This is a genomic window from Paenibacillus montanisoli, assembly GCF_003268025.1.
GTDB classification, from domain to species: domain Bacteria; phylum Bacillota; class Bacilli; order Paenibacillales; family Paenibacillaceae; genus Paenibacillus_Z; species Paenibacillus_Z montanisoli.
The window spans coordinates 14501-25927 of the sequence record NZ_QLUW01000005.1; the positions used below are offsets into that span (position 1 = coordinate 14501).

Consider the following 11427-nt stretch of genomic DNA (forward strand, 5'->3'; position numbering starts at 1 on the left):
ACGTAACAAGTTTGTCACGATTTGCGGAAGGTGGATTTTATTATAATCAGTCTCTTCAACTTATATAATAAAATCTTATAAAGGTGCCATTCCTTTTCATTGTGGCTTGGGCTTTATTATGGTACCATTCTTAATAGCAATTTCATACGAAATTCGTCGGATTTCCGCGAAGAAGCATGATTACAGCGAGAGCATAACATCCTTAGGAGGAACAAGCAATGGCATATGAAGCCGTATGGATGAATGACCCATCCAAATTGAATAAATTCGAGTTTGTGAAGATGGAAAAAGACGGTCTGGATGTCATTCGCACCATCATCGACAAGTATTCGAAGGAAGGCTATGACTCCATTCCCGAAGACGATATGAACCGATTTAAATGGGCCGGCGTTTACGAACAAAAGCCGCGTGACGGTCACTTCATGATGCGTGTCCGCATTAACACCGGCATCATGACGTCCGCTCAAGCGCGCGCATTGGCTTCCATCGGCCGCGACTATGGCCGCGATCTGATCGACGTCACGACGCGTCAAGCGATCCAATACCACTGGCTGAAAGTCGAAAACCTTCCGGACATCTTTAATCGTCTTGAAGCGGTTGGCTTGTACTCTTATGAAGCTTGCGGCGACTGCCCTCGTACGATCGTCGGCAATCCGCTTGCGGGCATCGACCGCGACGAGCTGATGGATACGCGCGAGCTGGTCGAACAAGTCAACGACTTTTTCCTGATGAACCGTGATTTTTCCAACTTGCCTCGCAAATATAAAATGTCCATTTCTTCAAACATCTATAACAATGCTAACGCCGAGATCAACGATATCGCCTATACGCCTGCTACGAAGGTCATCGACGGTGAAGAAGTGATCGGTTTCCACGTTCATGTAGGCGGCGGTTTGTCCGCGAAGCCGCATCTGGCGAAAGAGCTCGACATGTTCGTTCGTCCTGAGGACGTATTGAAAGTCGCTATCGGCGTAACAACAATTTTCCGTGACTACGGCTACCGCGAGAAGCGTCACCAAGCCCGGCTTAAGTTTCTCGTTGCGGACTGGGGTCCGGAGAAATTCAAGGAGAAGCTGATCGAAATTATCGGCGAAATGCCTTCTGCCGGCGAGAGCAAAATCGTTGGCTGGAACGCGGTTTACTACGATGGCGTATATCCGCAGCGCCAGGAAGGTCTGAACTTCATCGGTCTGAACGTACCTGTTGGCCGCACCAATTCGGATGAGCTGGAACAGCTTGCAGATGCTGCGGACAAGTTCGGTGACGGCACAATTCGTACGACGATGTCGCAAAACATCATGCTTGCGGGCGTTCCGGACGACAAGGTTGAAGAGGCTCTGCAAGTGCCGGTGCTGAAACGTCTGTCTCCTAACGCGAAGCCGTTCATGAGCCGCACCGTGTCCTGCACTGGCAACGAGTTCTGTAACTTGGCTGTCGTTGAAACAAAGGAACGCGCTCGCCTTGTTGCTGAATATCTGGATGAACGAATTCAGCTTGACGAGAACGAGAAGGTCCGTATTCACTTCATCGGCTGCCCGAACGCTTGCGGTCAGAAGCATATCGCGGACATCGGTCTGCAAGGCGCGCTAGTAAAAACGCCTGAAGGCATGGTTGACGCATTCGATATCGCAATCGGCGGAACGCTTGGACCAGACGCTAAGTTCAACCAATCGCTCAAGGGCCGCGTCAAAGGCGATGAAGTCGGCGCCGTTCTTGCGCAGCTCCTTAACTTCTACAAAGAAAACCGCACAGCCGGCGAGAACTTCCACGGCTTCGTGAACCGCGTGGGCGTACCAGCATTCCAAGAGAAGCTGACTGAAATTTTGGCTAGCTAATGATTAACGGGCCGAAGGAGATGACTCCTTCGGCCCGTTGTTTGTTATAAGCGCAAAAAAGCCCCTAGCGTAGCGTCTTCGCCGGTTTACTTTTCTCGGCGTCGCACCTCCACTAAGGGCTTCTTCTTGTTATTCTTCAATACCTGCAGCTACGCTTTGCATTTCCTGTGCTTCCCTTTGCTGCGCAATCGTACGTTCACGGTCGCGTTCCAGGATCGGCTTCAAGTAGCGGCCTGTGTAAGAGCCTTCTACCTTCACGACTTCTTCCGGCGTACCTGTCGCGACGATGGTACCGCCGCCGTTGCCGCCTTCCGGACCAAGGTCGAGCAGATAATCGGCAGTCTTGATGACATCGAGGTTATGCTCGATAACGAGTACGGACTCACCGGAATCGACTAACCGATGGAGGACGACAAGCAGACGGTCGATATCGTCGACGTGAAGACCGGTTGTCGGCTCGTCGAGGATGTACATCGTCTTGCCGGTGCTGCGGCGGTACAGCTCCGCCGCAAGCTTCACGCGCTGTGCTTCGCCTCCGGAGAGCGTCGTTGCCGGCTGTCCGAGATTCATATAGCCAAGGCCAACGTCCAATAGCGTCTGAAGCTTGCGGTGAATGCGCGGTACGTTGCGGAAGAACTCGCACGCATCCTCGATTGTCATCTCGAGCAGGTCCGCAATGCTCTTGCCTTTATATTTAACTTCCAGCGTCTCCCGGTTATACCGTTTCCCTTTGCAAATCTCGCAAGGAACATAGACATCCGGCAGGAAGTGCATTTCAATCTTGATAATACCGTCGCCGCGGCAGGACTCGCAGCGTCCGCCCTTCACGTTGAAGCTGAAGCGGCCTTTCTTGTATCCGCGCACCTTCGCTTCAGTCGTCGTAGCGTACAAATCGCGGATATCGTCAAATACGCCTGTATACGTTGCCGGGTTGGAACGAGGCGTCCGGCCGATCGGCGATTGGTCGATATCGATGACCTTCTCGATATGCTCGAGTCCGCGGATTTCCTTGTGCTCGCCTGGGCGAACCTTAGCCTTGTTCAAATCGCGGGCCAGCGTCTTGTATAGAATCTCGTTCACGAGCGTCGACTTGCCGGAGCCGGATACGCCGGTGACGGCCGTGAAGACGCCGAGCGGAATCTTCGCGTTGACGCTGCGCAGGTTGTTTTCCTTCGCCCCTCTGACTTCCAGCCACTTACCGTTCGTGGCACGGCGGGTCAGCGGAACCGGAATGAACTTGCGGCCGCTGAGATAAGCGCCGGTGAGCGATTGCTCGTCCGCCATCACCTCTGCCGGCGTCCCCATCGAGACGACTTGACCGCCGTGAATACCGGCTCCTGGCCCAATATCGATGATGTAGTCGGAAGCGAGCATCGTATCCTCGTCATGCTCGACGACGATCAGCGTATTGCCTAGGTCGCGCATATGCTCCAACGTTTGAATGAGCTTATCGTTGTCGCGCTGATGCAGGCCGATGCTCGGCTCGTCTAGAATGTAGAGGACGCCCATAAGACTCGATCCGATCTGCGTAGCCAGACGGATCCGCTGCGCCTCGCCGCCAGAAAGCGTACCTGCTGCACGGTTAAGCGACAAGTACTCAAGGCCGACGTTTACGAGGAAGCCTAGACGACTGTTGATTTCTTTCAAAATCAGGTGAGCGATCAGCTTCTCCTTCTCCGTCAGCTCCAAGCCGCTGAAGAAGCGCTCCGCTTCACCGATGGACAGCGACGTAACGTGGCTGATGTTCTGAGCGCCGATCGTAACGGCCAGGCTTTCCTTGCGCAGACGATGACCCTTACAGCCGCTGCAAGGCTTTGCGCTCATGTACTGCTCGATATGCTCACGGATGCCGTCCGAACCGGTATCCCGGTAGCGGCGCTCCAGATTGTTCACGATCCCCTCGAACGGAACAAGCGCTTCCTTGGAATGGCCGAAATCATTCTCATACCGGAAACGTACGCGCTCGCCGCCCGTACCGTACAGCAGCTTTTTCATCTGATCCGCCGTCAGCTCGCCGACCGGCACATCCCGCGGAATGCCGAAATGAATGCAAACCGCCTCAAGAAATTGCGGATAGTAGTTGGACGTACTGCCCGCCCATGCTTCAAACGCGCCCTCTTCGATCGGCTTGCTTCCATCCGGAACTAGCAGGTCCGGGTCGACGATCATTTTGGCTCCTAGGCCATCGCAGTCCGGGCAAGCCCCGTACGGACTGTTGAACGAGAACATCCGCGGCGCCAGCTCGTCGATACTAAATCCGCACATCGGACAAGCCAGGTTCGAGCTGAACAGCAGCTCTTCCTTCTCCATTACATCAACCAGCACTTGGCCGTCGGAGAGCTTCGTCGCCGTTTCCAGCGAATCGGCAAGCCGGCTGTGTATGTCGCTCTTCACGACGATCCGGTCGACGACAACCTCGATATTATGCTTCTTGTTCTTCTCCAGCTCGATCTTCTCGCTCAGCTCGCGCAGCTCGCCGTTGACGCGCACGCGAACGAAGCCCTGCTTCTGCACATCCGCCAGCAGCTTGCTGTGCTCGCCTTTGCGTCCGGATACGATCGGCGCTAAAATTTGCAGCTTTGTCCGCTCCGGATATTCCATGATGCGATCCACCATCTGCTGGATCGTCTGGGACGCAATTTCAATGCCGTGCTCCGGGCAATGCGGCTTGCCGACCCGCGCGAACAAGAGCCGCAAATAGTCATAGATCTCCGTGACCGTGCCGACAGTCGACCGCGGGTTGCGGCTCGTTGTCTTCTGGTCGATCGAAATCGCCGGCGACAAGCCGTCGATGGAGTCCACGTCCGGCTTCTCCATTTGCCCGAGGAACTGGCGCGCATAAGCGGACAGCGATTCGACGTACCGGCGCTGGCCCTCAGCATAGATCGTATCGAACGCCAACGAGGATTTGCCGGAGCCGCTGAGCCCTGTCAACACGACAAACTTGTCGCGCGGTATCGTGACGTCGATATTTTTTAAATTATGGGCTCGCGCCCCTTTAATGACGATGGAATCACTGGCCACTATTTTATCCTCCTAAGCTATTAATCCCGTTAACCGTCTTACATCCCCAGCTCTGCCTTCAGCTCAAGCAGCGCATCGCGAAGCTCGGCCGCGCGTTCGAACTGCAGGCTCTTGGCCGCTTCCTTCATTTCCGCTTCCAGACGCTGCAGCAGCGATTGGCGTTCCTTCTTCGACATCTTATCGATGCCGGCGCCGGTCAAGTAGTCGCTCTTCTGCTCGGCAGCCTTCGTTGCTTCAATAATGTCATGCACTTTCTTGCGAATCGTCTGGGGCGTGATGCCATGCTGCTCGTTATAAGCGACTTGAATCGTACGACGGCGATTCGTCTCCTCGAGCGCCTTTTCCATGGAATCGGTAATCTTATCGGCGTACATAATAACGCGGCCTTCGGAGTTGCGGGCCGCGCGGCCGATCGTCTGAATAAGCGAGCGTTCTGAACGCAGGAAGCCTTCCTTATCCGCATCGAGAATGGCCACGAGCGTGACCTCCGGCAAGTCCAGACCTTCCCGCAGCAGGTTAATCCCCACTAGCACGTGAAACGTGCCCATCCGCAGATCGCGCAATATCGCAAGACGCTCGAGCGTCTTGATATCCGAGTGCAAATAGCGCACCTTGATGCCGACATCCTTCAAATAATCGGTCAAATCCTCGGCCATCTTCTTCGTCAGCGTCGTAACGAGGACGCGTTCGTCCTTCGCCACTCGTTCGCGAATCTCGCCGAGCAGATCGTCGATCTGTCCTTTCGTCTTGCGCACTTCGATAATCGGATCGAGCAAGCCGGTAGGACGGATAATTTGCTGTACCATGGTCGGGCAGTGCTCAAGTTCATATGGACCCGGCGTTGCCGATACATATATCGCTTGCTTCACCTTCTGCTCGAACTCTTCAAAGCGAAGAGGGCGATTATCCATTGCCGAAGGCAGACGGAAGCCATGTTCGACGAGCACTTCCTTGCGCGCCCGGTCCCCGTTGTACATGGCCCGGATTTGCGGAATTGTTACGTGCGACTCGTCGATGACGACGAGCATGTCGTCCGGGAAATAGTCCATCAGCGTGTAAGGGGTCGCCCCCCGCTCGCGGAACGTCAGCGGTCCGGAATAGTTCTCGATGCCGCTGCAGAAGCCCATCTCCGCCATCATCTCCAGATCATAGCGCGTACGCTGTTCAAGCCGCTGAGCTTCCAGCAGCTTTCCTTGCTCCTGGAGCTCGGCAAGCCGTTCCTCCAGCTCCGCTTCGATGTTCTTGAGCGCCTTCTTCATCGTTTCTTCCTGCGTAACGAAGTGAGAAGCCGGGAAGATGGCGACATGATCGCGTTCGCCGACGATCTCGCCGGTCAGCACGTCGATCTCGGTGATGCGCTCGATCTCATCGCCGAACAGCTCCACCCGCATCGCCCGCTCGTTATTGGCAACCGGGAAAATCTCAATAATATCTCCGCGCACGCGGAACGTACCCCGAATAAAGTTAATATCATTCCGTTGATATTGAATGTCGACCAGCTTATGAAGAATCGCATCGCGCGATTTCTCCATCCCTACCCGCAGGCTGAGCACGAGCTGTCCGTACTCCTTCGGCGAACCGAGGCCGTATATGCACGACACGCTCGCGACGATGATGACATCGCGGCGCTCGAACAGCGAGCTCGTTGCGGAGTGGCGCAGCTTATCGATCTCATCGTTAATGCTCGAATCTTTCTCGATAAAAGTGTCCGTGGACGGGATGTAGGCTTCCGGTTGAAAATAATCGTAATAGCTGACGAAATAGGAGACCGCGTTGTCCGGGAAAAACTCCTTGAACTCGCTGCAAAGCTGCGCCGCCAACGTCTTGTTATGCGCGATAACCAACGTCGGCCGGTTCAGCTTGGCGATCGTATTCGCAATCGTATACGTCTTCCCCGTGCCCGTCGCGCCGAGCAGCGTCTGATGCGCCATCCCTGCATCCACGCCGCTTGTGAGCTGCTGAATCGCCGTCGGCTGGTCGCCCTGCGGCGTATAATCCGACTTCAGCTCGAAGCGCTTCTCCTGTCCTTGTTTCTCAAACATCTTACCTACACCCCAATCCCATGTCTTCTATGAAACTATGATATAATAGCGGCCGTCTCTTCTGAAAAGACCTACTATTTTGTATGCCCAATATATAGCCAAAAAATAGATTGACCCGAAAAATAGTCAAACCATAAGAATATGTGTTCCCATATCGTTCTTATTATACCGATTTAGCCGGCCGGTTGCAATGAAAGGTTGCTCCATCCTGTCCTCCGCCCCGAAAACCGAACCGCAAAAAGAAAGCCCCGGCCGCCGTTCCGCCAAGAACGGTGCCAAGGCACTTGAACCGGTTATAGAGATGCTGTCGTCGATGTCGTCGAAGAGGATGTCGCGCGCTGCCTCGATTTGGCCGTCCGCTTGCGCAGCAGCAGATCCAGCAGCGAAGCCGGTGCAGCAGCCGCGTAGAAGCCGGCCTTGTCGTCAGGCGCCAGCACGACGCCAAGCTGGTGATGCTCGCCGGCATATCGCGCGCGCGAAACGAACTTGACCTGGCCTTCATGATTCAGCACTTCCAGCTTGCAGAAGGCCGAATTGACGTGCAGCGCTTCATACAGATCCTCCTTCGTCCGAACGCGTAAGCCGTTCACCTTCTGAATGACCTCGCCCGCCGCAATCCCCATCGATTCGGCCGGCGTACCCGGAATCACGGCCAGCACGAGCAAGCCGCGCTCGTCATGTACATAAAACGGTGCGCTCGCTTCTTCCCTGAAATAGCTAATGGCAACGAGCGCCTCGTGCAGCAGCAGCGCGCACAGCGCCGCAACCAGCGTCAGCGGGCTCCAGAAGGAAGCCGCCGCGGCGACGATGCCGACGCCAAGCCCGTAAACCAGCAGCCCCTTCGAAGCGCTGCGCGCCTTCGCCGCCGGCAGAAGCGAGCGCGTCAACTCCGAAAAGCCGATCATCATCGGAAAGCCGATCATCGTAAAGCCGCTGCTCCAAAGGCTGCCGTCGCCGAGCAACACCGGCCATGGCAGCGCTTCGCCGCCTCCGCCCGATACCGCCGGCACGAGCAGCAGCATCGGCACCGGCCAGTAGCCATGCAGCGAATAGCCGCCGACCAGCTTGCCTCTCTTCCCCTCCAGAAAGAGAGGACTTGCAAAGCGGTCCCCCTGCCAGCGGACAAGCAGCGCTTCAGCCAGGTGCATCAGCGCGACGAGCACGAGCAGCCCGGGAATGTCGAGCCCGTCAAGCGATACCGCCGCAGAGCCGATCCAGTCGCTCCGCTCGCCAAGCGAGGTCCAGCCGAGAGCCCACTGCAGGATGCCGAGCAGGCCCACGCTGTAGGCAAAGCATAAATACCGAAGGCGGATGAACACAAGCACCGCCGCCGTACCCCACATCCATAAAACCGCTTCTCCCGTTATGGATATGCCGAGAAACAAGCCCGCGCATGAGATGAGCAGACCGACGAGCAATCCGGCCACGATCGTCCGGCCGAGCTGAATCGGCCAAGGCTGCAGCCGGACGCTGAACAGCTTCCGTTCCAAGCGCGTCTGCCGCATATATTGAAGCATGACCAGGAGCACAGCCACGTAATAAAAAGGTGACTGCAGCAGGCTAAGCACCGCCGCCCCCGCCTGCCTAAGTATATCTAAAGCCGCTTCCAAAGCTTTCACTCCTCCCCGTGAACGTTTTCAAGGGCAAAATAAAAAGAAGGCCGTTCCGCATCAACCGCGGAACTAACCTTCCTTCTATTCGACATCTGCCAAGCAAATTCCTGCCTGCGTCACTGTGCCGCCTTAAGCTTCTGCTGCAGCACGCTGACCGCCTTCAAGAGCTGCGTGTCGTTCTTCTCGTCGCGAATCTTCGCGATGAGCGCTTCCTCCACCTTTTCCGCCGTCGCTTTGTCCGTGCTTCCGGTCACCGGCAAGCCGGCTTTCTTCTGGAACGCTTTGACGCCAATCGCGGTAGCATTGCTATAGTAGCCGTCTTTCCGGTCAACGGTGTAGCCCAGCCCCGCGAGCATAATTTGCAGGCTGCGCGTATTTTGGTCGATCGTATCCGGCTTCAGCGTTGCCGTCTTGGACATGCGCGCGACCGTGTAATAATCCGGAGGCAGCACCTCGACATCCGGCTTCAGCCCTTTCTCGTGCACCCAATTGCCGAGCGGCGTCAGCCATTTGGCAATCGTCATTTTGACCAGGCTGCCGTCTGCCATCGCCTTATCGTAGCTGACCTGCACGGTGCCTTTGCCAAAGGAGGTCTCGCCCACAAGAACGGCATGCGCTTCTTCCTTCAACGCTCCGGCCAGCACCTCGGATGCGCTTGCGCTGCCTTTATTCATCAGCACCGCGACCGGGTATGGTTTGCCGCCGCCCTTGGATACCGTTTTCTCGCGATGTCCTTGCTTATCCTCCACCTGCACGATCGGCTCGCCCTTCGGCACGAACGGCTGGGCGACCGATACGACAACGGGAAGCACGCCGCCGGGATTGCCCCGCACATCGATGATCAGCGCCTTCATTCCCTGCTTCTCCAGCTTGCCCAACTCTTCCGTGAACCGCTCGCCCGTATTGAGCGAGAATTGCCGAATCTCGATGACGCCGATGCCGCCGTCCTGCATGCGCGCGTATACCGTCTCATAATCGATATCGTCGCGGACGATCGTGAGCTGGATCGGCTGGGAAACGCCGGCCCGCTGGATCGACAGCTTCACCTTCGTCCCTTTCGGCCCGCGGATCTTGGCAACGGCATCGTTTAGCGATAGGCCGTCCAATTTCTCGCCGTTGACCGATAACAACACATCGTTCGGGAGGACGCCGGCCCGTTCCGCGGGAGAGCCCTTGATCGCGGATTCGACCGTGATTTTGCCGTCTTTCATTTGCACGCCCGCGCCGATTCCCGTAAACGAGCCTTCGATGGATTCGGAGAAGTGCTTCGCCACATCTTTCTTCATGTACACCGAATAAGGGTCGCCGAGCGCCTCCATCATCCCGTTAATAGCGCCGTCAAGCACCTTCGTCCGTTCCACGTCGCGAAAATATTTGGTCTCGATCAGCCCGAGCACCGTGTTTATTTTCTGAAGCTCCTTTTCGCTTAACTCGACTTGTCCGGACGATTCCGATGACGCCGCTCTAGCTGTTGTTCCATCACTCCCGATTGCAATCAAACGGTCTGCGACCGTTAAAGTTATAAGCGTTGAAGCCGCCATCGTGAGCAAGATGAACGCCGCCACTGTCCGTCCTTTGAACTGCACGTCAACACCCCTTCGTGAGCATTCCCTGCCTTAGTGAGATTGTAAAACCTTCCCTAGTATATGACAAGCCGCACCCAATTATTTGCAATCGGGTACGGCGTCGTCGCTGGCGCATACATCCATTATCGGCTGCGCGCGCTATTTATTTGAGAAATGGTGCAGGGTTGACCGCTTCCTGGTTCTTGCGCACCTCAAAATGCAAATGATTGCCCGTGGACATGCCCGTGCTGCCGACCTCGGCGATTTTCTGGCCGCGCTTCACGGTTTGACCTTTCTCCACCTTAATGCCGCCGTTGCGGATATGGCCGTACACCGTCCAAAGGCCGCCGCCGTGATCGATGATGACGCAGTTGCCGTACTCGCTCCACCATTGCGCGACAATGACAAGTCCCGACTCGGCCGCATAGATCGGCGTGCCTTTCGGCGCTGCCATATCCATGCCGGCGTGCAGCTTCTTCCGGCCCGTTACCGGATGAGTCCGGTAGCCGTACGGCGAGGACAAACGCCAGTCGGTATGAAGCGGCGTGCCCAGCTTGCCGCCGGTATAGTAAACTTTGATTTTCTTCTTCTTCGCTTCCAGGTCGGATACTTTCTTCGCCAGCTTGATCAGCAGCGCTTCTTGCTCTTCGCTGATTTCCTCCAGCTCTTCCGCCTCATGCTTGTATTTCAGCACCATGACTTCCTTTTCTTTCTCTTTGTCCTTCAGAAGTTCATGGTAATCCGCAAGCTTCGCGTACATTTGCTTCACATCGCCGAGCGACTTCTCGATTTCATTCTTCTTCTGCGCGATCAGCGCTTTGTCTTTCTTGTGGTTATCGAGGATGTCGCGGTCCTGGCTCAAAATGGACTTCAAGGAGTCCATCCGGTCGATGAAATCGCCAAAGCTCGTTGCGCTCATCAGCACATCCAAGTAAGAAACGACGCCGTTCGTGTACATCAAGCGAATGCGGGATTGAAGCAGCTTGTCCCGCATCTTCAGGCGCTTCTCCGCCGCTTCGAGGTCTTCACCGGCTTTCAGCAGCTTCTCCTCCGTCGAATCGACCTGGGTCTGCACGCCGCTCAGCTGCGTGCTAACTTCATTGATTTGCTGCAAAATTTCGTTGACGGACTTCGCCGTCTTCTCCTTCATGGCCAACACGGATTCCTTATCCTTATCCGCCTGCTTGCGGTTTTGGGAGGCCGCGCTCATTTCCTTGCGCACCTGCGCAAGCTCGCTGTTGATCTTGTCCAGCTGCGAAGCAGCTTCGCCTTGGTAAGGCTGAAAGACAGATCCGGCAAGTACGATCATAGCTAGAAGGGCAAGTCCTTTCTTCACGTTCCCGTTCAC

6 protein-coding genes are annotated in these 11427 nt (G+C 55.9%); 1 reads left to right on the forward strand and 5 read right to left on the reverse strand.

What is annotated here, in order from left to right; all coding sequences use genetic code 11:
• The first annotated feature begins 218 nt into the window (after positions 1-218).
• Positions 219-1835: a nitrite/sulfite reductase gene (locus DL346_RS22770; protein ID WP_112884697.1), complete on the forward strand. Its 1617-nt coding sequence runs from the start codon at positions 219-221 to the stop codon at positions 1833-1835.
• Positions 1836-1964: 129 nt separating this feature from the next.
• On the opposite strand, the gene uvrA is transcribed toward DL346_RS22770, so the two are convergent.
• From uvrA to DL346_RS22795, 5 genes are all read right to left on the reverse strand, one after another.
• The gene (gene uvrA / locus DL346_RS22775; RefSeq protein WP_112884698.1) at positions 1965-4859 is read right to left on the reverse strand and encodes an excinuclease ABC subunit UvrA; all 2895 of its coding nucleotides are present in this window, start codon (positions 4857-4859) and stop codon (positions 1965-1967) included.
• 38 nt (positions 4860-4897) lie between these two features.
• Positions 4898-6901 carry an excinuclease ABC subunit UvrB gene (uvrB, locus tag DL346_RS22780; RefSeq protein WP_112884699.1) on the reverse strand — a complete coding sequence of 668 codons (2004 nt, stop codon included), beginning with the start codon at positions 6899-6901 and terminating at the stop codon, positions 4898-4900.
• Between the two features lie 293 nt (positions 6902-7194).
• Complete coding sequence (locus tag DL346_RS22785; protein ID WP_206098575.1) at positions 7195-8511, reverse strand: PDZ domain-containing protein; 1317 nt, start codon at positions 8509-8511, stop codon at positions 7195-7197.
• A 119-nt stretch (positions 8512-8630) separates the two neighbouring features.
• A complete protein-coding gene (locus tag DL346_RS22790; protein ID WP_112884700.1) occupies positions 8631-10100 on the reverse strand; it encodes a S41 family peptidase in 1470 nt (489 codons plus the stop codon).
• Between the two features lie 142 nt (positions 10101-10242).
• The gene (locus DL346_RS22795; protein ID WP_240633373.1) at positions 10243-11427 is read right to left on the reverse strand and encodes a murein hydrolase activator EnvC family protein; all 1185 of its coding nucleotides are present in this window, start codon (positions 11425-11427) and stop codon (positions 10243-10245) included.